Annotated in this window: 24 protein-coding genes; 10 read left to right on the forward strand and 14 right to left on the reverse strand. The window is 71.7% G+C overall.

From position 1 onward, the window contains the following. Positions 1 to 51: 51 nt before the first annotated feature. Both IE209_RS00095 and IE209_RS00100 read right to left on the reverse strand, forming a co-directional pair. Positions 52 to 834: an alpha/beta fold hydrolase gene (locus IE209_RS00095; protein WP_189685006.1), complete on the reverse strand. Its 783-nt coding sequence runs from the start codon at positions 832 to 834 to the stop codon at positions 52 to 54. Between the two features lie 2 nt (positions 835 to 836). Then, positions 837 to 1706 carry a fumarylacetoacetate hydrolase family protein gene (locus tag IE209_RS00100; RefSeq protein ID WP_189685007.1) on the reverse strand — a complete coding sequence of 290 codons (870 nt, stop codon included), beginning with the start codon at positions 1704 to 1706 and terminating at the stop codon, positions 837 to 839. A gap of 217 nt (positions 1707 to 1923) precedes the next feature. On the opposite strand from IE209_RS00100, the gene IE209_RS00105 reads away from it, so the two are divergent. Next, positions 1924 to 2772, forward strand: a complete 849-nt coding sequence (locus IE209_RS00105) for a helix-turn-helix domain-containing protein (RefSeq protein ID WP_189685008.1) — start codon at positions 1924 to 1926, stop codon at positions 2770 to 2772. On the opposite strand, the gene IE209_RS00110 is transcribed toward IE209_RS00105, so the two are convergent. From IE209_RS00110 to IE209_RS00120, 3 genes are read right to left on the reverse strand one after another with little or no spacing between them, the layout of a single operon-like run. After that, on the reverse strand, positions 2769 to 3911 hold the full coding sequence (locus IE209_RS00110; protein WP_189685009.1) for a CaiB/BaiF CoA transferase family protein: 1143 nt from the start codon (positions 3909 to 3911) through the stop codon (positions 2769 to 2771). The two genes, IE209_RS00105 and IE209_RS00110, sit on opposite strands and share 4 nt — an antisense overlap. After that, entirely contained in the window at positions 3908 to 4924 is a 1017-nt protein-coding gene (locus tag IE209_RS00115; protein WP_189685010.1) for an NADPH:quinone oxidoreductase family protein, read from the reverse strand. Before IE209_RS00115 ends, IE209_RS00110 begins: the two co-directional genes overlap by 4 nt. Then, positions 4921 to 5907 (reverse strand): tripartite tricarboxylate transporter substrate binding protein, encoded by a 987-nt coding sequence (locus tag IE209_RS00120; protein WP_189685011.1) that lies wholly within the window; start codon positions 5905 to 5907, stop codon positions 4921 to 4923. The genes IE209_RS00115 and IE209_RS00120 overlap by 4 nt, the downstream gene beginning before the upstream one ends. Positions 5908 to 6069: 162 nt before the next feature. Between IE209_RS00120 and IE209_RS00125 the strand changes: the two genes are divergently transcribed. After that, positions 6070 to 6954: a LysR family transcriptional regulator gene (locus tag IE209_RS00125; protein ID WP_189685012.1), complete on the forward strand. Its 885-nt coding sequence runs from the start codon at positions 6070 to 6072 to the stop codon at positions 6952 to 6954. Here the strand turns inward: IE209_RS00125 and IE209_RS00130 are convergent. Next, complete coding sequence (locus tag IE209_RS00130; protein ID WP_189685013.1) at positions 6951 to 7403, reverse strand: nucleoside deaminase; 453 nt, start codon at positions 7401 to 7403, stop codon at positions 6951 to 6953. The genes IE209_RS00125 and IE209_RS00130 overlap by 4 nt on opposite strands. Before the next feature lie 45 nt (positions 7404 to 7448). Continuing rightward, on the reverse strand, positions 7449 to 8843 hold the full coding sequence (locus IE209_RS00135) for an iron-containing redox enzyme family protein (protein ID WP_189685014.1): 1395 nt from the start codon (positions 8841 to 8843) through the stop codon (positions 7449 to 7451). 284 nt (positions 8844 to 9127) lie between these two features. Between IE209_RS00135 and IE209_RS00140 the strand changes: the two genes are divergently transcribed. Further along, on the forward strand, positions 9128 to 9484 hold the full coding sequence (locus IE209_RS00140; RefSeq protein ID WP_189685015.1) for a hypothetical protein: 357 nt from the start codon (positions 9128 to 9130) through the stop codon (positions 9482 to 9484). Positions 9485 to 9522: 38 nt separating this feature from the next. On the opposite strand, the gene IE209_RS00145 is transcribed toward IE209_RS00140, so the two are convergent. Next, positions 9523 to 10209, reverse strand: a complete 687-nt coding sequence (locus tag IE209_RS00145; protein ID WP_189685016.1) for a FadR/GntR family transcriptional regulator — start codon at positions 10207 to 10209, stop codon at positions 9523 to 9525. Positions 10210 to 10371: 162 nt separating this feature from the next. Between IE209_RS00145 and IE209_RS00150 the strand changes: the two genes are divergently transcribed. The 7 genes from IE209_RS00150 to IE209_RS00180 all read left to right on the forward strand — a co-directional run bounded on the left by IE209_RS00150 (position 10372) and on the right by IE209_RS00180 (position 15727). Next, complete coding sequence (locus IE209_RS00150; protein WP_189685017.1) at positions 10372 to 11568, forward strand: mandelate racemase/muconate lactonizing enzyme family protein; 1197 nt, start codon at positions 10372 to 10374, stop codon at positions 11566 to 11568. A gap of 20 nt (positions 11569 to 11588) precedes the next feature. Then, positions 11589 to 12542 (forward strand): 2-hydroxyacid dehydrogenase, encoded by a 954-nt coding sequence (locus IE209_RS00155; protein WP_189685018.1) that lies wholly within the window; start codon positions 11589 to 11591, stop codon positions 12540 to 12542. 27 nt (positions 12543 to 12569) lie between these two features. Further along, positions 12570 to 13556 (forward strand): Bug family tripartite tricarboxylate transporter substrate binding protein, encoded by a 987-nt coding sequence (locus IE209_RS00160; RefSeq protein WP_189685019.1) that lies wholly within the window; start codon positions 12570 to 12572, stop codon positions 13554 to 13556. Between the two features lie 76 nt (positions 13557 to 13632). Beyond that, complete coding sequence (locus IE209_RS00165) at positions 13633 to 14196, forward strand: DNA-3-methyladenine glycosylase (protein ID WP_189685020.1); 564 nt, start codon at positions 13633 to 13635, stop codon at positions 14194 to 14196. Further along, complete coding sequence (locus IE209_RS00170; protein ID WP_189685021.1) at positions 14193 to 14951, forward strand: DUF72 domain-containing protein; 759 nt, start codon at positions 14193 to 14195, stop codon at positions 14949 to 14951. The genes IE209_RS00165 and IE209_RS00170 overlap by 4 nt, the downstream gene beginning before the upstream one ends. Beyond that, positions 14948 to 15232: a DUF3253 domain-containing protein gene (locus tag IE209_RS00175; protein ID WP_189685022.1), complete on the forward strand. Its 285-nt coding sequence runs from the start codon at positions 14948 to 14950 to the stop codon at positions 15230 to 15232. Before IE209_RS00170 ends, IE209_RS00175 begins: the two co-directional genes overlap by 4 nt. A 90-nt stretch (positions 15233 to 15322) precedes the next feature. Then, positions 15323 to 15727 (forward strand): hypothetical protein, encoded by a 405-nt coding sequence (locus IE209_RS00180; RefSeq protein WP_189685023.1) that lies wholly within the window; start codon positions 15323 to 15325, stop codon positions 15725 to 15727. Positions 15728 to 15742: 15 nt separating this feature from the next. On the opposite strand, the gene IE209_RS00185 is transcribed toward IE209_RS00180, so the two are convergent. Genes IE209_RS00185 through IE209_RS00210 form a run of 6 tightly spaced genes read right to left on the reverse strand, consistent with a single transcriptional unit; the run spans position 15743 to position 22327 of the window. Beyond that, the gene (locus IE209_RS00185; RefSeq protein WP_189685024.1) at positions 15743 to 16738 is read right to left on the reverse strand and encodes a Bug family tripartite tricarboxylate transporter substrate binding protein; all 996 of its coding nucleotides are present in this window, start codon (positions 16736 to 16738) and stop codon (positions 15743 to 15745) included. A gap of 33 nt (positions 16739 to 16771) precedes the next feature. Continuing rightward, positions 16772 to 17935, reverse strand: coding sequence for a CaiB/BaiF CoA transferase family protein (locus IE209_RS00190; RefSeq protein WP_189685025.1), 1164 nt, complete (start codon positions 17933 to 17935; stop codon positions 16772 to 16774). Positions 17936 to 17984: 49 nt separating this feature from the next. Next, positions 17985 to 18782 carry an oxepin-CoA hydrolase, alternative type gene (locus IE209_RS00195; RefSeq protein WP_189685026.1) on the reverse strand — a complete coding sequence of 266 codons (798 nt, stop codon included), beginning with the start codon at positions 18780 to 18782 and terminating at the stop codon, positions 17985 to 17987. Continuing rightward, positions 18779 to 19918 (reverse strand): acyl-CoA dehydrogenase family protein, encoded by a 1140-nt coding sequence (locus IE209_RS00200; RefSeq protein ID WP_189685027.1) that lies wholly within the window; start codon positions 19916 to 19918, stop codon positions 18779 to 18781. The genes IE209_RS00195 and IE209_RS00200 overlap by 4 nt, the downstream gene beginning before the upstream one ends. Positions 19919 to 19934: 16 nt before the next feature. Then, complete coding sequence (locus IE209_RS00205; protein WP_189685028.1) at positions 19935 to 21131, reverse strand: acyl-CoA dehydrogenase family protein; 1197 nt, start codon at positions 21129 to 21131, stop codon at positions 19935 to 19937. A gap of 8 nt (positions 21132 to 21139) precedes the next feature. Next, complete coding sequence (locus tag IE209_RS00210; RefSeq protein WP_189685029.1) at positions 21140 to 22327, reverse strand: acetyl-CoA C-acyltransferase; 1188 nt, start codon at positions 22325 to 22327, stop codon at positions 21140 to 21142. Positions 22328 to 22355 lie beyond the last annotated feature (28 nt).

Here is a 22355-nt window from a genome sequence, read left to right on the forward strand (position 1 = left end):
GTCTCCTTGACCTGTGGTCACGTGAGGTTCCCGGCCGGGCCGGGAGCGTGTTCAGCGCAGCCGCGCGTAAAACCTTGCGAGTTCCTGGGCGCAGCGTTGCGGCTGCTCCAGGGTGGTCCAGTGGCCGCAGCCGGGCAGCACCACCACGGCGGCGTCACCGATGCGCCTGGCCATGGCTTCGACGTTGGCCGCAGGGGCCACACCGTCCTGGTCGCCGGTCACCAGCAGCACGGGCACGGCGATGGCCTCCAGCGCCGCGGACTGCGCAGCGGCCAGCGCCTCGCAGCTTTGGGCGTAGCCCTCGCCGCTCTGGCGCATGATGAGCTCGCGCACAGCGGCCAGCACCGCCGGCCGCTCGGCCTGGGTCTCCTGGCTCGTGGCGCCCCGCACGATGGCATCGGCGATCTCCTGCATGGCGACCGCGCCCTGGCGGGCGAGCGCGGCACGTGCCCGGATGCCCGGACGGCCCGCCTCAGGCGGCGCCACCAGGGGACCGAACAGCGCGAGCGAGCGCACCAGCTGCGGATACGCCACGGCCAGGTGCTGGGCCACGATGGTGCCCAACGAGTGCGCGACCACATGCACCGACGGCAGTTCCAACCGCTGCAGCAGTGCGGCCATGGTCTCCACCAGGCTCTCGATGGACAGCGGAGCGGCCGCCAGCGCGGAGCGTGCGCTGCCGGGCAGATCGGGTGCGATGCGCTGGAACGCCTGCAGCGCGCCCGCGATGGGCGTCCACACATTGGACGAGCCGCCCAGGCCGTGGATGCACAGAACCGCGTCGCCTTCGCCGGTGATCTCGACGGCCAGGCCGTTGATGAGCTGCGTGGCCATGCTCAGACGAACCGGTTCTCGATGGCGCCCAGGCCATCCACCTCGATGCGCACGACGTCGCCGGCGCGCAGGTAGCGCGGCGGTTGCAGGCCCATGCCCACGCCGGCGGGGGTGCCGGTGGCGATGACGTCGCCCGGGTACAGCGTGATGCCGCGCGAGACGGTCTCGATCAGCGTCGGGATGTCGAAGATCATGTTCTCGGTCGGGCCGTCCTGGCGCAGCTCGCCGTTGACCCAGCAGCGCACGCGCGTCTTCGTGCCGTCCAGTTCGTCGGCCGTGACGATCCAAGGGCCCATGGGGCAGAAGGTGTCGAACGACTTGCCCATGTCCCACTGCTGGTGGCGCATCTGCACGTCGCGCGCGGTCACGTCGTTGACGATGGTGTAGCCGAACACATGCGCCAGCGCGGCGGCTCTGGGAATGTTCTTGCCGCCCTTGCCGATGACGACCGCCAGCTCGGCCTCGTAGTCGATCTGCTCGGACACCTCGCTCGGAACGTGCACCGCGTCGTGCGGACCCACGACGCACTCGGGCACCTTGGTGAAGACGATGGGCCAGGATGCGGGGTTGGCGTCGTTGTCCTTGAACACCGAGGCCGACAGCTCCTTGGCATGCGCGTGGTAGTTGCGGCCCACGCACCAGAGGTTGCGGCGCGGCCTGGGCAGCGGTGCGTCCAGCTGCACCTCCTTGACCTTGAAGCGGCGCTCCGTTGTCGCCGGTAGCGGCCTGCCTTCGGCCAGTGCTGCGATGAGGGGAAGGACGCCGTAGGCGGCCTCGGCGCGTGGCATGTCGAGCGCGGTGATGGTGTGTCCGTCGGGGTCGACCAAGCCCACATGGGCGTGGCCATCGGCGAGGAATGCGGCAAGTCGCATGGGGTGCTCCAGAAAGTTGCGGGGCGGCCTGCCTGTCCGGTGTGCCGGGCGGTGCAGGACGTTGGCAAAACTGTAGGCGCCGGTCCTCCCGCGCGCTTATCGCAACGTCTGCCGGCGTATCGCAGAGTCAGGTGGGTTTCTCAGGGCTTACCCGAGGAGGCCGCCGTGGACGGCGGAACGCGCACCAGAATCCGCGCCACGTTGTGGGAGCTTGGGCATGGCAGAGGCGTATGCACTTCACGAAGGAGCCTTCGGCACGGCCATCGTGCTGGAGCTGCGGGGCAACCTGGTGCCGCACGCGCATTCCGAAGCGCAGATCGCGTTCTGGCTGGGCGGGGCCCGCGGCACGGCCCGCGTCGGTGACGAGCGCGTCGAGTATGGCGAAGACCTGGCCCTGGGTGTGAACGCCTTCGAGTCGCACGACTTCACGATGCGCGAGGAGGGCGGCGTCGCGGTGTTCCTCGTCTTCATGGTGCGCCACGCCTGGCTCAAGGAGCGGGCCGACGCCGCGGGCCGCGGCCTGCGCTTCGCGACCCCGCGGGTGCACATCGACGCCGGCCTGCGCCGTGCCTGCTGGCAGGTGCTGGACCTGATCCTGTCGGCACAGTCCCCGCGCGCCGCGGTGGACGACCAGGTGGAGCGCTTGCTGGAGGCGGCCACCGATGCGGCCAACGAGGTGGGGCCACGGCCGCACATCGCGCTGGGTGCGTCGCTGGACCACCGCCTGCGCGCGGTCATCGCGCACATGCGTGCGCATGTCTCCGACAAGGCCACCATCGACGAGGTCGCGGGCCGCGTCGGGCTGTCGCGCGGTCACTTGTTCGCCCTGTTCCGCGACCAGTTGAACACGACGCCCCAGGTGTTCTGGAGCGCGGTCCGCGTGGAGGAGGCGATGCGGCGGGTCGGCGAGGGCGCGCCGCTCACCGACGTCGCGCTGGATCTCGGGTTCTCGGCGCCCGGCAACTTCTCGCGCTTCTTCAAGGAGCACACCGGCGTGTCGCCGTCGATCTTTCGGCGCGCCGTGCGCGCGCCGATGCCGTCCACCGTGACAGGGGTGCCGCGCTAGCCTGGGGGAACCACCGCGATGCCGAACTCCGCCAGCACCGCCTGCGTGTGCTGACCCAGCAGCGGCGCCTCGCCCTGCGGTGCACGCCCGGCCTGGCCCGGCATGTTCGGCCAGTCCAGCCGGCCGAGCCCCGGAACCTCCAGCGGCGCGAACACGCCCGCATGCCGTGCCTGCGCGCTCTGCGGCAGGTCCTGGGGCGGCGCGGCGCGCGCGTGCAGCACGTCGTGGCGGCGCAGCAGGGCCTCCCAATCGGCCACGGTCTGGGTGGCGATCTGGGCGGCCAGCGCGCCGTTGAGCTCGGCCGCGCGCGGGATGCGGCCCGCGCTCGTGGCCAGGCCCGGATCCGCCAGCCAGTCGTGCCGGTCCAGCGCCTCGGCGAGGCGGCGGAACATGGCGTCGTCCAGCATGCTCACGTACAGGTGGCCGTCGCTGGCGCGGAACAGGCCGGTCGGCACGTTGAAGGCCGCGGCCTCGGCCTGCGGAAACATCGCGGCGTCCAGCACCACATAGCTCTGCAGCGCGGCGGCCGTCTCCAGCATCGAGACCTGCACATGGCGACCTTTGCCCGTGCGTGCGGCGCGCACCAGCGCGGCCATGGCGTTCTGCGCGGCCTGCAGGCCGGTGGCGATGTCCACGAGGAACAAGCCGATGCGGCGCGGCGTGCCCTGGGCGTCGCGGTTCAGATGCATGAGGCCGGTGGCCGCCTGCATGGTGGTGTCCAGGGCGGGCAGCTGCGCATCGGGGCCGGTCGCGCCGTGGCCCGAGATCGAGACGTAGACCAGGCCCGGCCGTTGCGCCACGAGTTCGGCGTAGCCCACGCCCATGCGCTCGACCACGCCGGGCCGGTAGTTCTGCACCACCACATCGGCCTGCGCTGCAAGCGCGCGCAGTGCGGCGCGGCCGGTTTCGTTGCGCGTGTCCAGCACCACGCTTTCCTTGCCCAGGTTGTAGGCGATCGAGATGGCGGTATGGCCGGCGCGCGCGCGCCCCATCTGGCGGCTCCAGTCGCCCTGCGGCGGCTCGACCTTGACCACGCGCGCGCCCTGCTGGCGCAGCAGCAGGCCGCAGTGCGGGCCGGCGATGCCCTGGGACAGATCGAGCACGGTCAGGCCGTGCAGCGGGAGGTCTTCTGCGTTCATGGCATGTCGATGATGACTTTGCCGATGGCGCGGCGCGACAGCGTGGTGTCCAGCGCCGCATGCCAGTCGGCCAGCGGGAAATGCTGGGTCTGCGGCAAGGCCATCCGCCCTTCGGCGACGTTGGCCAGCAGCTCGGCGATCAGCGCCTGCACCCGGGGCGCGTAGCGGCGGCGCTCGTCGGTCAGGCCCCAGCCGATGTAGTAACCGTAGTTGAAGCCGATCACGCTGAGGTTCTTGACCAGCAGCAGGTTGGCCGGCGCGCTCGGGATGGTGCCGCTCGCGTAGCCGATGCTCAGGATGCGCGCCTCGGGCGCGGTGCAGCGCAGCGAGGCGTCGAACAGCGCGCCGCCCACAGGGTCGAACACCACGTCGGCGCCGCGCGGGCAGACCGCCTTGACGGCGGCCGCCAGCGTCTCGGCATCGCCGGCCAGCGCGTGGTGCGCGCCCAGGGCCAGCGCGGCGGCGCGTTTCTCGGGCGTGCTGGCCGTGGCGATGACCTGCGCGCCCATCAGGCGGCCGAGTTGCACGGCCGCCATGCCCAGCGCGCCGGCCGCGCCGTGCACGAGCAGCGTCTCGCCCGGCTGCAGGGCAGCGCGCCATTGCAGCGCCGACCAGGTCGTGCCGTAGGTGATAGGCAGCGCCGCGGCCTTGGCCAGCGGCACGGCGTCGGGCAGCGGGTAGACCGTGTCGGCGGCGATCACCACCTCCTCGGCGAACGCGCCCCAGTCCAATGCCGCCATCACGCGCTGGCCGGGCCGCAGCTGCGTCACGTCCGGTGCCACCTCCAGCACCTCGCCCGCGGCCTCGGTGCCGGGTGTGAAGGGCAGTGGAGGCCTGCGCTGGTACTTTCCGGCCACGAACAGGCTCACGGCGAAGCCCACGCCGGCATGGCGCACGCTCAGCCGCACCTGGCCCGGGGCCAGCGGCTGGCGCGGCAGTTGCGTGAGTGCGAGTTCGCTCCAGTGGCCGAAGCGGGTGCAGAGCAGTCCGGTGTAGGGGGTCGGTGGGGTCATTCGATCTTGATGTTGAGCTCGCGCACGAAGCGCGCCCATTTGTCCAGGTCGCCGCGCAGCACGGCGTCGAACTCCTGCGGTGTGTTGCCGATGGGCACGAGGTTCAGTTCGCGCATGCGCTTGTCGATCTCGGGCAGCCGCACGATGCGCGCGACCTCCTTCGACAGCGCCGCTGCGCGCTCCGCCGGCACGCCGGCCGGCATCAAGAGGCCCATCCAGGCGTCGGGCTCGAAGCCCTTGTAGCCGTTCTCGAGAAAAGTCGGTACCTCGGGCAGCAGGGCCGAGCGCTGCGCGCCGGCCATGGCCACCGGGACCAGCTTGCCGCTTTGCAGCAGCGGCTTGGCCGTGCCCACCGCGATCAAACCGATCTTGACGTGGCCGGCCGCGAGGTCGGTGGCCAGCGGCGCACCACCCTTGTAGGGCACGTGCTCCATTTGAAGCCCCGCTTCGCGCTTGAACAACTCGCCCAGGATGTGGCCGGTGGTGCCCATGCCATAGGAGCCGTACGGGTACTTGCCCGGGTTGGCCTTGACGAGCTTGACGAGCTCGGGCAGCGTGCGCGCCGGGAAGTCCGGCGACACCGCCAGGATGGTCGAGGAGGCCGCCACCTCGCTCACGGCCGTGAAGTCCTTCACCGGGTCGTAGCCGATGTTGGGGAACAGCGGCGGGTTCTGCACATGGGCCGTGAAGGTCAGCAGCACCGTGTAGCCGTCCTTGGGTGCCTGGGCCACGAACTTGGTGCCCGTGGTGGTGCCGGCGCCGGGCTTGTTGTCGACGATGACGGGCTGGCCCCAGACCTTGGTGAGCTCCTGGCCCAGCAGCCGGGCCACGGCGTCGTTGACATTGCCGGCCACCGAGGGCACGACGATGGTCAGCGGCTTGCTGGGGTAGGGCGCGTTGTCGGATGCGTGGACGGGCAGCGCGGCCAGCAAAGGCAGGGCCAGCAAGGCAGCGCCAAGGCGGCGCCGGTGGGCGATGGGCATGGGTTGTCTCCTTGGTGTCTGTGCGGCGGCCGTTGCCCGGGCCGCCTGCTTGCGGGGCAGTTTAGGATCGCCGCCCGGTCCCGCTCAATTCCTGCCGGGCCGAATCCGATGCCTGCCGGGAATCATGGGGAATCACCGGCAGCACCCCCGCGCGGAGGCAACATGCGGCTGGAAGACCTGCAGGCGTTCCTGCAACTGGCCGAGCACGGCAACCTGCACCGTGCGGCGGACGCCCTGGGCGTCACGCAGTCGGCGCTGTCCAAGACGCTGGCGCGGCTGGAGGCCGGCTCCGGGCTGCGCCTGGTCGAGCGCAGCGGCCACGGCGTGGCATTGACGCCCGCGGGCCTGTCGCTCAAGGCCCATGCGCAGCGCGTGCTGCTGGCCATGGGCGACCTGCGCGGCGACCTGGCCGAGCAGCGCCAGGCCCGCGCCGGCGCCGTGCGCGTGGGCGTGCTGCCGCACCTGATGTCCACGCTGCTCTCGCCGCTGCTGGCGCGCTTCGTCGCGCAGCGGCCGCTCGCGCAGTTCAGCATCGAGACGCAACTCAGCGCGCGGCTGCTGGAGCTGCTGCAGCGCGCCGAGGTCGACCTCGTGTTGGCCGCGCGACCCGACCGCGTGCCGCGCGACCTGGACTGGCGCCCGCTCGGCCCGCTGGACCTGCGCGTGGCCTTGCGCAGCGGCCACCCGCGCCGCGCGCAGCTGCGCGCATTGGCCGACCTGACGGCCGAGCGCTGGGCGCTTCCGGCCAGCTCGCTGTACCTGCGCCACTGGCTGGACGAGCGCTTCACCGAAGCTGGCCTGCCGCCGCCGCGCGTGGCCGTGGAGAGCACGGCCTCGCCCTCGGCCTTTGCCGAGCTGCTGCGCCAGTCCGACCTGCTGGGCATCCTGCCCGCGCAGCTGCTGCAGCAGGGCGAAGGGCACGGGCTGGTGGCGCTGCCCGGCGATGCGCTGCTGTGGCGGCGCGAACTGGGCGTGTTCTGGCGGGCGGCGGGCTACCTGTCTCCGGTCTGCGCCGACTTCCGCGACGCGGTGGTGCAGGGCGGCTAAGCCAGGGCGGCGAGCGCTTCGTCCAGCAACAGCGGCCCCTGGACCGTCACGGCCGGCTGCGCGGCGGCCAGCGTTTGCGCGCAGCCCAGGCCCAGCAGCGGCCCGCCCAGGCGCGCCTCCATCTCGGCCAGCGGCGCGCCGAACACGATGCGGGCCACGCCGGCCCAGAACATGGCGCCCGCGCACATGGCGCAGGGCTCGCCGCTGGCGTAGACCGTGGCGCCGCGCAGCGCGTCCGGGCCCAGGGCCGCACAGGCCTCGCGCAGCAGCACGAGTTCGGCGTGGGCGCTGGGATCGCCGGCCGTGTGCTGGCGGTTGCGCGCCGTCCAGACGGCCTGGCCGTCACGGACCAGCACCGCGCCGAAGGGCATGTCGCCGGCGGCGCGGGCGGTGCGTGCGGCCACGAAGGCGCGGCGCAGGTGGTTGGAGTCGTCGTGCAAGGTGCTCATGGCGCGATGGTAGAGCGGCCGCCTCCCCCGCGCCGTGGACGGACCTCAGCCGCGCAGGCTGGCCACCAGCGCGCGCGTGGCGTCCAGGCCCTGCGGCGTCCAGTGCGCGCCGGGTGCGAGCAGGTGCTGCTCAACATCCTCGGCGGGTGGCCCCTCGGTGCCGACGCTGGCGCGCAGGCGCTGCGCGGCCCGGAAGCTCGGCGTGCGCGCCGCGCCCTGGGCGGGCGCGTCGTAGCGGCGGCCGTCCACTGCGGCCGGTCCGCGGATCCAGTCGAACAGCGCCTGCAGCTCGTAGTCGCTGAACACGCCGAACATTTCGGCGCGCTCGCCCACCAGCAGCTGCCAGAAGCGGCTCTGCGCGGGCTCAGCGCCCGGCACGATCCAGCCCTTGCGCACCAGGGCCTGCAGGAATTCGCCCACGCGTGCGGGCTCGCTGAGCCAGCCGTTCACGGTGCGGCCTTCGATGCGGCAGTAGTCGGAATGCGCGCCAGCGCCGGCCGCGCTCTTGGCGATGAGGATGCGCAGCACCTCGGCGTCGAGGTCGAAACCGGCGATCACGCTGTTGGTGCCCAGGCCCAGGTCGTTGAGCCGGTAGCCGCGGCGCACGCGCTCCCAGTAGCGGCCGGGGTCTGCGAAGCGTGCGGCGTTCAGCGCCACGGCATCGATGGCCTTGCGCGCATGCCCGCTGTCGGCGTTGTCCACGGTCACGTGCAGCGTGAAGTAGTACGGGTCCAGCCCCAGTTCGTTGAGCTCGTAGGCGGTGATCAAGAGGTGCAGCGGCAGCTGCTCGTAGCCCAGGTTGAACCCGATCACCTCGGGCAGCATCTGCTCGGTCGTGTGTCCGAGCGCCAGCTGGATGGCGCCCTGCTCGAAGTGCTCGTCACTGAGGTGCGTGCCTTCGTTCAGGCCATGGGCACGCAGCAGCTCGCGGTACAGCAGCACGTGGTTCTTGCTGGCGTCGCCGCTGCCGAGTTCTTCGAGGTAGGTTTGCGCCAGGCCGGCCATGCGCGGGTCGCGCGCATGGCGCATGCAGCCGAACAGCCAGGAGCCGTCGACGAGCTTGGTCGGCGCCACGGCCTGCAGGAAATACAGCGCGTGCGTGCGGCTGGCGAAGAAGCGGCGCGGCGCACCGGCGCGGCGTTGCGCGAGGTACTCCTGGTAGGCATCGGTGGCCTTCTTCGCCGAGGCCGTCATCCAGTCGAACAGCCCCTCGGGCGAGTCCGGCAGGTCGTCCGCCTGGCTCGCCACGGCGCCGAGCGCATCGCGCAGCAGCGCGAGCGAGCGCCGCTGCGCCGCCAGACGTTCGGTGGCCGGGTTCACGAGTTCCTCGTACACGGCGCGGTAGGAGCTCGCATGTACCGGCGCCAGCGCGTGGCCGATGCTGGCCGGGTATCGGTCGTCGGAACAGGGATAGGCCTGGCGCTGCAGGCCCGTAGGCATCGCGGTGAGGGCGGGTTCGGCCAGGGTGGATGTGTTGGTGGAGTGCATGGCCGCAAGACTGCCGACCTGCGCAGGGCGGCGACCGCAGGCGTTGCCACATGTGCACGTGGGACGGCACCGGGCGCGGCCCGGCCTGCCGTCCGACGCGCAAGGCCTGCATGTGGTCGCCTGCCAGCCGCGCACACCGGCCGCGCGGCGTCTTCTCCGACATGGCAACGGCCAGATCGCGGCGCACCAGGGGCCCTCGTCCCGGTCACAGTGGCGGCTGACCTTGGAGATCAGCCATGCAGGACAGTTTTGACCGCAGCGCCGGCCAGGCACCGGGCTTGAAGCAGCAGGTGCGCGAGCTCATCGATTACGACGACGCGCGCGACAGCGCACCGCAGGAGCATGCGGCCACGCTGCTCGGCGCCGGTGCGTTCGCGCTGTGCGCGCTGCGTGCGCAGAGCCGGCTGGGTGCCGTGCTGCACGCCATGCTGGCCGGGGCCCTGTTGTTCCGCGCCGCTTCGGGCCGCGATGGCCTGCGCCGCTGGGCCGGCGCCGCCCCGGCCCGGCCGGCCACGGCGGCACAGGCGCAGGACTGGCGCAGCTCCGGACCCCTGGCGTCCGGCCCCACTGCGCCAGGCACCGGGGCGCCGTGATCGCATGCCGCTGCGCTGGCTGACGCCCGCGCGCGGATTCAGCCCTTGCGCGGAAACAGCCGCGCGATGCCGCTGCGCAGGTGCTGCGCCATGGCCTCGCGCGCGGCCGCTGCATCGCGCGCTGCGATGGCTTCGTCGATGCGCAGGTGCTCGGCGCGCACGTCGCGCCAGCGGTGGATCATGGGTTGCGGCGACAGCTCGCGCACGAGCCGGATCGCCACGCGCGTGTGCGCCATGAGCGCGGCGATGGTCATGACGAGGTAGCGGTTCTCGCTGGCCCTGGCGATCGCGGCATGGAAGGCGATGTCCTCCTCGATGCCGGGTTCGCCGCGCTGCGTGGCCGCCTCCATGGCCTTGCGCCGCGCCGTGACGGCCGCGCGCAGCCTCGCGTCGCGGCATTGCGCCGCGAGCGCCGCGCTCTCGCCCTCGAGGATGCAGCGGAACTCCAGAAAGCTGCGCACGTCGGGAATGCCCTGGATCGGCCCGTAGTCGATGCCCCGGAGCGCGGGTTCGTCGCCGACGAAATGGCCGGCGCCGTGCGCTGCCGTCACGCGGCCCTCCGCCCGCAGCCGCGCCAGCGCCTGGCGCACCACCGGCCGCGACACGCCGAAGCGCTCGGCCAGCGCGTGCTCGCCGGGCAGGCGATCGCCGGCAGACAGTTCTTCCTCGCGGATCAGCGCCAGCACGTGGTCGTAGACGGTGTCGGTCAGCAGGATGGCGGCCACGGCAGGGTTCTCGCAGGAGTTGTCAGCGCACTATAGCGACTTGTCTGACAAGTAACGGCGCAAATTGACATCTCCTGACGCGCGGCCCGACCATGCGCACCCGCGGAACCACGCGCCCGGCGGATGCCCGTCGCCCCTTTGCAAGACCACCGCCGAAAAGACATGACCACCATCCGCGCCCTGCGCACCTACCGCCTGCCCGAACGCCCCAGCCTGATCTGGCTGGAACTGGAAACCGGCGACGGCCTCGTCGGACTGGGCGAGACCTTTCGCGGCGCGGCCGCCGTCGAGACCTGCCTGCATGCCGAGCTCGCACCCGTCCTGCTGGGCCGCGACGCGCGCCAGATCGAGGGCATCTCGCGCCAACTGCTCACCCCCTACGTGGGCTACAACAGCTCGGGCACCGAGGTGCGCGCGGCCAGCGCCGTCGACATCGCGCTGTGGGACCTGGCCGGCCAGCGCCAGGGCGTGCCCGTGTACCAGGCGCTGGGCGGTGGTGCCCGCGCCAGCGTGCCGGTCTACAACACCTGTGCGGGCTACGCCTACAACACCACGGGCCAGCGCCGCGACATCGGCGCGGACGACGAGTCCATGGGGCCCTACGACGACCAGGTGGCGTTCATGCGCGACGCCGGTGCGCTGGCCAAGAGCCTGCTCGCCGAGGGCTACAAGGCCATGAAGATCTGGCCCTTCGACATCTACGTGCCGGCCAGCGGCGGCCACCTGATCACGCTGGCCGACCTGGAGAAGGGCCTGCAGCCCTTCCGCCAGATCCGCGAAGCCGTGGGCAACCGGATCGAGGTGATGTGCGAGCTGCACAGCCTGTTCGGTGGCCACGCGGCGCTGCGCATCTGCCAGGCGCTGGAGGAGTACGGTGTGTTCTGGGTCGAGGACCCGCTCAACAAGATGGACGACGTGGTAGGCCTGGCGGACCTGCGCCGGCGCACGCGCGTGCCGATCTGCGGCAGCGAGACACTGGGCGGCCTGCGGCCCTTCCGCGACCTGCTGGCCGGCGATGCGCTCGACGTGGTGATGCTGGACCTCTCGTGGTGCGGCGGCATCACCGAAGGCCGCAAGATCGCGGCGCTGGCCCAGGCCTGGAACCGGCCGCTGGCGCCGCACGACTGCACCGGCCCCGTGACGCTCATGGCCGGGCTGCACATGGCGCTGCACGCGCCCACCGCGATCTACCAGGAGGTGGTGCGCGCCACGCTGGCGACCTGGTACCGAGACATCGTGACGGGCCTGCCCGTGATCGAGGACGGCATGGCCCAGCCGCCCGTGGCTGCCGGCCTGGGCACGCGGCTGCAAGATGCCTTCAAGCAACAGGACGGCCTCATCGTGCGCGAGAGCCGCTGACCCTTCACACGAGACACCCCATGCTGATCAAGATCGTCGGACTCCACGCCCCCAACGCGCCGCGCCTGCGCGCGCTGCTCGGCGCTGACCACGTGGTGCAGGCGCTCGATGCCTTCCCCGCCCAGGGCGAGATCCACGCCGACGTGGTCATTGCCAACGCCATCGATGCCGATGTGGCCGCGCGCCTGCGCTGCCGCCTCGTGCACGTGCCCGGCGCCGGTGCCGAGCAGATCGCGCTGGCCGCGCTGCCGGCCGGCACCACGGTGTGCAACGTGCACGGCCACGAGGTGCCGATCGCCGAATTCACGCTGCACGCCATCCTCGAGCATTGCCTGCAGCTGTGGCAGTACCCGGCGCGCCTGGATGCCGAGGCCTTCGCCCAGACCTATGCCGCACGGCCGCAGCACGGCGAGGCGGCGGGGCGCAGCCTGGCCATCGTCGGCTTCGGCCACATCGGCCAGGAGATCGCGCGGCGCGCGCGCGCCTTCGGCATGCAGGTGCTCGCCGTCACGCGCAACGGCAGACCGCACGACCTGGCGGACGAAAGCGTGGCCGTCGCCGCACTCGACCGCGTGCTGCCGCGCGCCGACGTGCTGGTGCTGGCTTGCCCGCTGGACGAGGGCACGCGCGGCCTGGTCGGCGCGCCCCAGCTGGCGCTGCTGCCGGCCGGTGCGCTGCTCGTCAACGTGGCGCGCGCCGAGGTCGTGGACGAGCAGGCCCTGTACGAAGCACTGCAATCGCAGCGCCTGGGCCGCGCCGCGCTCGACGTCTGGTACCAGTACCCCAGGAAGGGCCAGCCGCCCGTCGCGCCCTCGCGCCTCCCCCTCCACGCGCTGCCCAACGTGCGCGCCACGCCGCACATCTCGGCCATCACGCCAGCGCTGCTGGCGCGGCGCTACGGCTTCATGGCCGACAACATCGCGCGGCTGGCGCAAGCGCAGCCGCTGCGCAACGTGATCCACCCCGCCCCCTGACAGACCACACCCACCACCGGAGACAGCATGGCATCGAAGAACGTTCACCTTTCCCGCCGCGCGCTCGGCATCGCCGCCACGGCGCTGCTGGCCGGCGCCGCGCTGCCGGTCCAGGCGCAGGACGCCTACCCGAACAAGGCCATCCGCATCATCGTGCCCAACCCGCCCGGCGGCACCTCCGACGTGCTGGCGCGCCTGATCGGCAAGGAGCTCGGCGAGACGCTCAAGCAGCCCGTGATCGTGGAGAACAAGGCGGGCGGCAACGGCCACATCGGCGCGTCCTTCGTGGCCAAGTCCGCGCCCGACGGCTACACGCTGCTGCTGATGGACATGAGCAACGCCACCATCGGCCCCAGCGTCGCCCAGCTCAACTACAACCCGCTCAAGGAGCTGACGCCCGTCACCATGCCGGCCTACTCGCCGCACCTGCTGGTGGTGCGCCAGGACCTGCCGGTCAGGAACATCGACGAACTGGCCGCGTACGCGAGGAAGTCGGGCAAGCCCGTCAGCTTCGGCACGCCGCTGGCGTCCATCAGCCAGCTGGCCGGCATTCTGCTGGCGCAGAACAAGGGCTTCGAGTTCAACGTGATCGGCTACAAGGGCGGCGCCCAGGCGCTCGCGGACCTGGCCGGCGGGCAGATCGACAGCGCCATGGCCAGCGTGCTGGCCACCAACCCGCTGGTGCAGGGCGGCAAGATCAAGGCCATCGCGGTCACCAGCGCCAAGCCCTTCGCGGCCACGCCGGGCGTGCCCACGGTGGCCTCGCAGATCCCGGACTTCGTGACCGGTTCCTGGCAGGGCCTGCTGGCGCCCGCCGGCACGCCGCCGGCCGTGCTCGACAAGCTGCAGGCCACGGTCCAGCAGATCGTGGCGCGGCCCGACGTGGCCAAGCGCCTGGCCGAGCTGGGCTCGGAGCCCTCGGACATGAGCCGCCAGAAGATGGCCGAGTGGATGCAGGCGGAAACCGTGCGCTGGGCCAAGGTGGTCAAGGACAACAACATCAAGGCCGAGTAGGGCGCAGCCGCCCGGCGACGCGCGTGCACGGCGGCCGCTGACGCGCGCACCGGTGGGCCCTGCTTAGCATGCGGCCATGCCAGCGGCTGCCGCGCTCGATTTCCAGGGCTCTTCCGTCGACCTCGCCCGCGCCCTGATCGGAGCGGTGCTGCTCGTCGACGGCGTGGGTGGCCGCATCGTGGAGACCGAGGCCTACGACGCGGAAGACCCGGCCTCGCACAGCCACCGCGGGCCCGATCCGCGCAACGCCAGCATGTTCGGCCCGCCCGGCCATGCCTACGTGTACCGCTCCTACGGCATCCACTGGTGCCTGAACCTGGTCTGCCGCGAGGCCGGCCACGGTGCCGGCGTGCTGGTCCGCGCGATCGAGCCCACTCAGGGCCTGGAGCGCATGCGCGCGCGCCGCGGGCCGGTGGCCGACCTGCTGCTGTGCGCCGGCCCCGGCCGTGTGGGGCAGGCGCTGGGCATCACGCGCGCGCACGACGGTCTGCCGCTGGACCGCCCGCCCTTCGCACTGCAGCCCGCACCGCGGCCGGTGGAGGTGGTGGCCGGCCCGCGCATCGGCATCTCCAAGGCGCAGGAGATGCCCTGGCGCTTCGGGCTGAAGGGTTCGCGCTTCGTGAGCCGGCGCTTCCCATGAAACCGCAGACGCTGCGCATCGGTACGGCGGGCTGGAGCATTCCGCGCGCAGTGGCCGAGCGCTTCGCCGGCGAGGGCAGCCACCTGGCCCGCTACGCCCGGGTGTTCGGCAGTGCAGAGATCAACACCTCCTTCTACCGCAGCCACCGGCCCGAGGTCTATGCGCGCTGGGCCGCGCAGACGCCGCCGGGCTTTCGTTTCGCCGTGAAATTGCCGCGCGCCATCACGCACGAAGGGCGGCTGCGCGCTGCGCGGGCGCCGCTGGAACGCTTTCTCGCCGAGGTGGCGGGCCTGGGCGACCGCCTGGGCGTGCTGCTGGTGCAGCTGCCGCCCTCGCTGGCGTTCGAGGCCCGGCCCGTGGGCACGTTCTTCCGGCTCCTGGCACGCCTGTTCGACGGCCCGGTCGTCTGCGAGCCGCGCCACGCGAGCTGGTTCGAGGCCACGGCCGACCGCGCGCTGGTGCGCTGGCGCGTCGGCCGGGTTGCGGCCGATCCGGCGCGCTGGCCGGCGGCCGCCGTGCCCGGCGGCTGGCTGGGGCCGGCGGGTGACGGCGCGGGCGCCGTGCTGTACCACCGCTGGCACGGATCGCCGCGCATGTACTGGTCGGCCTATGGCGAGGACTGGCTGCAGGCCCGGGCGGCCGAACTGGCGCACTGGCCTGCGGGCGCCCAGCGCTGGTGCATCTTCGACAACACGGCATCGGGCGCGGCGGCGTCCGATGCGCTGCGCCTGCAGGCCTTGGCGGGCGGAGCATGACGGACGCCGCGGTCGAGCGCTGCATCCTGGGCCTGCTGGCCGCCCGCAGGCCCGGTGCCACGGTCTGCCCTTCCGAGGTGGCCCGCACGCTGGCGCCCGAGGGGGCGCGCTGGCGCGGCCTGATGCCGCAGGTGCGTGGAGTGGCGCAGCAGCTGGCGCAGGCGGGTCGGCTGCGCGTGACGCGCGGCGGTGTGCCCGTGGACGCGACGGCGCCCGGCGGCCCCATCCGCCTGGGTCTGCCCACCACGGACGGCGTGGCGGCTGACGGCCTGCGGCGGTGACGCCCCGCAGCCGCCGCGCCGGCCTGTGTGTCGAATGGACTGGTGCGCAGATGGCCCGCCGGGCCGGCCACGCACACCACGGAGAAGCCCATGGAGCCGAATGTCGATGCCCGCGTGGCCACGCCGGTCGCTGCGCCGCCGCAGCCGGAGAAGATGGTGGCCGTGCAGTTGGAACTCTCGCAGGCCGAGGCCGAGCAGCTGCGCGCATTGGGCGGCAGTGCCTGGGTGTGCGCCCGGCTGGCGGAAGCCGACGGCAGGCCCGCCGGCGCGCGCGAGCCTTCCGACAGCGACTACCTCGTGGGCCTGGCCCAGGCGCTGTTTCCGCTGCCGGTGTCCGGCAGCGCGGTGCGTCTCGTCGACGTGCTGCGCAAGCAGGGCATGGTGGAGGCGGCCGTGACCTATGACGACGGCCGCGGCGAAGGCGACCGCGCCATCGTCGTCGACATCACCTCGCTCGGCCGGGCCGAGATCGAGCGGCTGCGCCGCATGCGGTGACCGCGTGCCGCGGGCTCAGCTGCCCGCGATGCCCTTGTCCTTGATCAGCTTGCCCCATTGCTGGTCGTCGCTGCGGATGCGCGCGGCCGTGTCGGCCGGCGACTGCCAGGCGGCGAAGGTGCCGGCGTTCTTGAGCTTGTCCTGCACCGTGGGATCGGCCAGGGCGTGCCTGAGCGCGTCGTTGAGCGTCTTGACCACGGCCGCGGGCGTGCCGGCCGGCGCCAGCAGGCCGCCCCAGGAGACGGCCGAGAAGCCCGGGAAGCCCTGCTCGGCCACCGTCTTCACGTCGGGCAGGAAGGGCACGCGCTGCGGCGAGCCGACCGCGATGGCGCGCAGCTTGCCGGCCTGGATGTGCGGCAGCGCCGCGACCATGTCGGCGTACATCACGGGCACCTGGCCGCCCAGCAGGTCGGTGATGGCCGGCACGCCGCCCTTGTAGGGCACGTGCGTCATGTCGAAGCCGCCCTGGATCTTGAGCAGCTCCATGGTCAGGTGGCCGAAGCTGCCCTGGCCCGAGCTCGTGTAGTTGAGCGGCGGCTTGCTGGCCTTGGCCTTGGCGATGAGGTCGGGCAGCGTGTGCACGTCCGGCAGCTTGCCGGGATTCACAACGACCACGATGGGCAGGTCGTAGGTCGTGCCCACGGCCGTGAAGTCCTTGTGGATGTCGAACTTGACGGACGGGTACAGGTGCGGTGCCAGCAGCGTGGGCGTGGCCAGCATCATGAGGCTGTGGCCGTCGGCCGGCATGCGCGCCACGGCGGCGGCGGCGATGGAGCCCGAGGCACCGGGCCGGTTCTCCACGATGACGGTCTGCTGGAGGATCTCGCCCATCTTCTGGCCCACGATGCGCGAGGCCGTGTCGGTCGGCCCGCCGGGCGGGAAGGGCACGTAGAGCGTGATGAGCTTGCTCGGAAAGCCCTGGGCGTGGCCGGCCAGCGGCGCCAGGGCGGCGCCCAGGGCCAGGGCCGTGAGGCTGCGGCGGGTGAGGGGGGTGCGGTGCAGATCGGTCATGCGGGGAAAAACGGGTCGAAGAGGGAAGCTGGCTCAGCCGAGCCAGTCGCGCAGCACGCTGTCGCGGTCGGCGCCGAGCTGCGGCGGCGGGCGGCGCACGGGCAGGCGCTCGCCGTCGATGCGGTAGGGCGGGGCCAGCACCTGGGTGGTGCCGGCCACGGGGTGCGGCTGCTCCGTCACCAGGCCGCCTTCCCGGGTGCGCTGCGAGGTCAGCGCCTCGTGCAGGCCCAGCACCTCGCCGCACGGAATGCCGGCCTTGCTCATGGCGGCGATCAGCTGGTCGCGCGGGCGGCTGCCGATCTCCTTGTAGAGCTCGGGCAGCAGTGCGGCGCGGTTCTGGCCGCGGCCCAGGTTGGTCTTGAAGCGCTCGTCGGCCGCGAGGTCGGGGCGCTGCAGCGCGTCGACGCACAGGCGCTCGAACTGGGCGTTGTTGCCCACGCTGATGATGACCGGGCCATCGGCCGCGTCGAACACGCCGTAGGGCACGATGGACGGATGGGCGTTGCCGTACTTGGGCGGGTCTTCGCCCAGGTGCAGGGCCTCCAGGCCGCTGTAGGCCGTGATCATGAGGCCGCAGTCGTACAGCGCCATCTCCACATGGCGGCCGGTGCCGGTCTTCTCGCGCTGGTAGAGCGCGGCCAGCACGGCCTGGGCGCTGGCCATGCCGGTCATGAGGTCGACCGCGGCGATGCCGAACTTGAGCGGGCCCTGGCCCTCCTCGCCGTTCATGGCCATGATGCCGGCCTGGCCCTGGATCACGAGGTCGTAGCCCGGGCGCTTGGCCTCGGGGCCGCCGCGGTTGTAGCCCGTCACCGAGACATAGACCAGGCGCGGGTTGATGGCGCGCAGCTGCTCGTAGCCCAGGCCCATCTTCTCCATGCCGCCGGTCTTGAAGTTCTGCACCAGCACGTCGGCCTTGGCCACCAGCTGGCGCGCCATGTCCTGGCCCTCGGGCGTGGCCAGGTCCAGCGCGATGGACCGCTTGTTGCGGTTCATGCTGTTGAAGTAGGTGGTCTCGGTCTTGCCGACGCGGATGCCCCAGTCGCGCGTGTCGTCGCCGCGCTGGGGATGCTCGATCTTGACGACGTCGGCGCCGAAATCGCCGAGCACCTGGGCGCACAGCGGCCCGGCCAGCACGCGCGAGAAATCGAGCACGCGCACGCCGGCCAGCGGCAGTCCAGGGGAAGTTGCGGTCATGGAATCAGTCTCCGTTCGTTGTGGATGCGCGATTGTCGGTGCCGGCCCGTCAACGCCGGCGCAGCGCGGTGAAGTCCGCTTGGCGCTTGCCCAGGAAGGCGCCGATGCCCTCCTGCGCCTCGTCGTCGCCCTGGCTCTCGACCATGGACGCGGCTTCCAGTTCCAGCTGCTCGTCCAGCGTGCGCGCGTGGGCGCCGCGGCACAGCGCCTTGATGCGCGCGCTGGCGCGGGCCGGGCCTTCGGCCAGCTGCGCGCCGAGCGCGATGGCCGCGGCTTCGGCCTGGCCTGCGTCGACCAGGCGGTTGACGGCGCCCAGCGCATGCAGGCGTTCGGCCGTGACGCGCTCGCCAGTCAAGCACAGCTCGGTCAGCAGCTGGCGCGAGACGAACTCCGCGAGGAACGCCGTCAGGCCGCCATCGGGCGTGAGGCCGACCTTGATGTAGGTGGCGCTGAAGAAGGCATCACGCGCGGACACCAGCATGTCGCAGGCCAGCGCCACCGACAGGCCGGCGCCCGCCGCGCCGCCTTCGACGGCCGCGATCACGGGCTTGGAACTGTCGCGCAAGCGGCGCACGAAGCCGTGCAGCAGCTCCAGCCGCGCGCGGCGCTCGGCCGGCGCCATGTCGCGGCGCGTGATGAGCTGGTTCAGGTTGCCGCCCGCGCAGAAGAACTTGCCCGCGCCGGTCAGCACCACGGCGCCGATGGTGGGGTCGGCCTCGGCATCGGCCAGCGCTTGCGTCGCCGCCGTGTAGAACTCGGCCGAGAGCGCATTGCGCGCGGCCGGGTTGTTGTTGACGAGAACCAGCACGGCGCCTTCGCGGCGCGTGAGCAGGGCGTCCGTCGTCATGCGGCCTCCCGTCCCAGATCGATGTAGCGCTGCAGGTGGAAGTCTTCGTCGCCGAGCTGGTGGTCGATCATCACGAGGCGCTTGGCGTAGTGGGCCAGCGGCAGCTCCCAGGTCATGCCGATGCCGCCGTGCAGCTGGATGGCTTCCTCGGCCACGCGCGTGCCGATCTTGCCCACGCTGAACTTGGCGGCCGACAGCGCCCGCTCGCGCGCGATGCGGTCGTCGCCGTCGATGGCGGCGGCCGCGTTGATGACGGCCGAGCGCGCCTGTTCGACCTCGATCAGCAGGTCGGCCATGCGGTGCTGCAGGGCCTGGAAGCTGCCGATGGGCACGCCGAACTGCTTGCGCGTGCGCAGGTACTCCAGCGTGTCGCGCTTGGCCACTTCCATCGCGCCCAGCGACTCGGCCGCCAGCGCCAGCAGGCCCCAGCCCGTGGCGTGCTCCAGCACATCCGCGCCTGCGCCCTCGGCGCCCAGCAGCGCGTCGGGGCCGACCTGCACGTTCTGCAGCGTGAGCTCGGCCGCGCGGCCACCGTCGAACTTGGGATAGTCGCGGCGGGCGATGCCCTCGGCGTCGCCGGGCACCAGGAACAGCGAGATGCCTTGGGCATCGCCCACGGCGCCCGCTGTGCGCGCCGAGACCAGCAGCAGCCCGGCACGCTGGCCTTGCTGCACCACGGCCTTGGCGCCAATCAGCATCCAGCCGTTGGCATTCTTCTCGGCACGCGTGGCGACCAGCGTGGGTTCGTAGTGGCTGCTGGGTTCCTCGTGCGCCAGCGCGGCCACGGTGCTGCCGTCCACGAGGCCGGCGATAAGCGCCTGCTGCGCGGCGTTGCCGGCCTGCGCGATGGCGCGGCCGACCACGAGCGCACCCAGGAAGGGCTCGACCACGAGGCCCTTGCCCAGGCTCTCGAAGACCACGGCCACGTCGAAGCCGCCGCCGCCGAAGCCGCCCACGGATTCGGGGAACAGCGCCCCCAGCGCGCCGATCTCGGCCAGCTGGTTCCAGTGCTTGTCACTGCAACCTGCCTCGCTCCAGGCAATGTGGTCGCGCTCGACAAAGCCGTACTGCTCGGCCAGGTAGCGGTCCAGCGAGTCCGCCAGCATGCGGCGGTCTTCGGTGTGTGTGAAGTTCATGGTGTCGCTCCCCTGCTCAGAGCCCAAGAATCATCTTGGAGATGATGTTCTTCTGGATCTCGTTGGAGCCGCCGAAGATCGACAGCTTGCGGTAGTTGAAATAGGCCACGGCGGCCGTGGCGGCTGCCTCGGGGCCCAGCGGCGCCTCGCTGTAGCCCTCGAACTGCGCGGCCTCGATGTAGGGCGTGGCGTAGGGGCCCATGGCGCGGCGGATCAGCGAGAGCATCTCCTGGCGCAGTTCGGTGCCGCGGATCTTGAGCATGGAGCTTTCCGCGCCCGGCACGCCGCCACCGGCGACGGCCGCCAGCACGCGCAGGTTGGTGGTCTTCATGTTCTCCAGATCGATCTCGATCTTGGCCATGCGCGCGGCGAACAGCGGGTCCTGGTCCAGCGGCTTGCCGTTCTTGAGCACCTTGGCGGCGATGACCTTGAGCTTTTCCATGCCCGCGATGCAAAAGCCAACGCCGGCGATGCCGGTGCGCTCGTAGGTCAGCAGGTACTTGGCATAGGTCCAGCCCTTGTTCTCCTCGCCGACCAGGTTCTCCACGGGCACCTTCACGTCGGTGAAGAACACCTCGTTGACCTCGCGGTCGCCGTCCAGCGTGCGGATCGGGCGCAGCTCCACGCCGGGCGCCTTCATGTCCATGAGCAGGAAGCTGATGCCCGACTGGGCCTTGGCGTCGCGGTCGGTGCGCACCAGGCTGAAGATCTTGTCGGCGTGCTGGCCCTGGGTGGTCCAGGTCTTCTGGCCGTTGACGATGTAGTGGTCGCCCTGGCGCACGGCCGTGGTCTTGAGCGAAGCCAGGTCCGAGCCCGCGCCGGGTTCGGAATAGCCCTGGCACCACCAGTCCTCGCCGGACAGGATGCGCGGCAGGTAGTAGTCCTTGTGCGCCTGGCTGCCGTACTTGATCAGCACCGGGCCCAGCATGCTCACGCCGAAGGGCACGATGCGCGGGCCGCCGGCCAGGCAGCACTCGGTGTCGAAGATGAACTTCTCGACCGCGGTGAAGCCCGGGCCGCCGTACTGCTTGGGCCAGTGGTAGGCCAGCCAGCCGCGCGATTGCAGGATGGCGTGCCACTCCTCCTGATCCTGCTTGGTCAGGCGCTGGCCGGCCTTGACCTTGTCGGCAATGCGCTGGGGCAGCTTGTCTTTCAGAAAGCTGCGCACCTCGTCGCGGAACGCGCGTTCCTCGGGCGTGAAGTTCAGGTCCATGGTGTGGCTCAGTAGATTTCAAACAAACCGGCGGCGCCCATGCCGCCGGCGATGCACATCGACACAACGGCGTACTTGGCCTTGCGGCGGCGGCCTTCCAGCAGGATGTGGCCGGCCAGGCGCGCGCCCGTCATGCCGAAGGGGTGGCCGATGGAGATCGCGCCGCCGTTCACGTTGAGCTTCGCGTGGTCGATGCCCAGCTGCTGCTGGCAGTACAGGGCCTGCGAGGCGAAGGCCTCGTTGAGTTCCCACAGGTCGATGTCGTCCACCGTGAGGCCGTGACGCTTCAAGAGCTTGGGGATGGCGTAGACCGGGCCGATGCCCATTTCATCGGGCTCGCAGCCGGCCACCGCGAAGCCGCGGAAGGCGCCCAGGGGCTTCAGACCCAGGCGCTCGGCTTCCCTGGCCTCGACCACCACGCAGGCCGATGCGCCGTCGGAAAGCTGCGAGGCATTGCCGGCCGTGATGAACTGGTCGGGCGCGCGCACGGGCTGCAGCTTGGCCAGGGCTTCGTAGGTGGTGCCGGGGCGGTTGCAGTTGTCCATGGTGGCCGTCACCTCGCGGTGCGTGACGGCCTTGGTCTCCTTGTCGGTGACGGCCATGGTGGTCGTGCATGGCACGATCTCGTCGTTGTAGATGCCGGCCTTCTGTGCCACCTCGGTGCGGCGCTGGCTCTCGGCCGAAAAGCGGTCCTGCGCTTCGCGGCTGATCTTGTAGCGCGCGGCCACGATGTCGGCCGTCTCGATCATGGCCATGTACAGGGCCGGCTTGTGCTCCACGAGCCAGGGGTCCATGCCCGAATCGCCGCTGTCGGTGGCGCTGCGCGTGCGGATCTGCGAGATGCTTTCCACGCCGCCTGCCACGATGGCCGGGGCGCCGGCGACGATGGCGCCGGCCGCGCTGGCGATCGCCTGCAGGCCCGAGGCGCAGAAGCGGCTCACGGTCTGGCCCGCGACTTCGAGCGGCAGGCCGGCGCGCAGTGCGACCTGGCGGCCGATGTTGCGGCCCGTCGTGCCCTCGGGGTAGCCCGTGCCCATGATCACGTCCTCGATCAGGGCCGGGTCCAGGCCCGAGCGCTCGACCGCGGCCTTGACGGCGAAGGCGGCCAGCGTGGGGCCGGGCGTGATGTTGAATTCGCCGCGGTGCGACTTGGTCAGCGGGGTGCGGGCGGTAGAAACGATGACGGCTTCGCGCATGGGGGATGTCTCCGGTGGTGGTGTGGAA

The sequence above is a fragment of the Pseudorhodoferax aquiterrae genome (genome assembly GCF_014652235.1).
In the GTDB taxonomy this organism is placed as follows: domain Bacteria; phylum Pseudomonadota; class Gammaproteobacteria; order Burkholderiales; family Burkholderiaceae_C; genus Pseudorhodoferax; species Pseudorhodoferax aquiterrae.